This is a genomic window from Streptomyces sp. GC420, from assembly GCF_009916105.1.
Lineage (GTDB): Bacteria > Actinomycetota > Actinomycetes > Streptomycetales > Streptomycetaceae > Streptomyces.
Window position 1 is genome coordinate 1 of the sequence record NZ_JAAAXQ010000815.1, and the last position, 661, is coordinate 661.

Sequence of the window (661 nt, forward strand, 5' to 3'; positions counted from 1 at the left end):
CCACCGCGCCCGGCGTCCCGTCCGCGCCGGACGTCCCGTCCGCGGCGTCCGGCGGCTCCTCCTCCGCGCCGGGGCCCTCCGGCCGCCGTACTCCGCCGCCCGCCGCAAGCTCCTTGCGGACCCGCAGCCAGACCTCCGCCACGGCCGGCCCGCAGCCGCAGGCCCGGACGAACACGGAGACCAGTTCCTCGCGGGGAAGGGTGTCGCGGGAGAGCATGTTGGCCACTGTGCTGCGCGGCAGCACCTCGCCCATCGCCTCGGCGCGCGCGGTGAGTTCCCGGTAGGTCAGCGCGGACCAGTACTTCAGTTCCTGCAGCCGCTCCGCGAACTCGGCGGCGTTGCGCACCCGCTCCGGGTCGGGAGCACCGTCGGTGATCCTCATCAAGCCCCTCCCACCTCCTCCGGGACATACCTGGGACATGTTCCCGGACAGGCCAGAGCCTTGTGGACGGCGCGCTCGCGATCAAGAGTGATCCTCGCCAACCGGCGAACGGCCGAGGCGCGAACGGAAGCGGCCCCGAACTCACACGGGGGTTGTGAACAGGTGGTGATGCACTGAGTGTGAGTGAGTTCTGGGTCGTGTGAGTGAGTCTGCGGGTGGTCGTGGGAGCGCTGAGCGGGGGTGAACGGGGGTTCTTGTCTCGTATGCGTGATCTTGGCC

The 661-nt window shown here is 70.7% G+C and carries 1 pseudogene; it reads right to left on the reverse strand.

Annotated elements, in window-relative coordinates:
* Positions 1-382, reverse strand: a pseudogene (locus GUY61_RS38780) (XRE family transcriptional regulator); the annotation flags it as partial.
* Between the last annotated feature and the right edge of the window lie 279 nt (positions 383-661).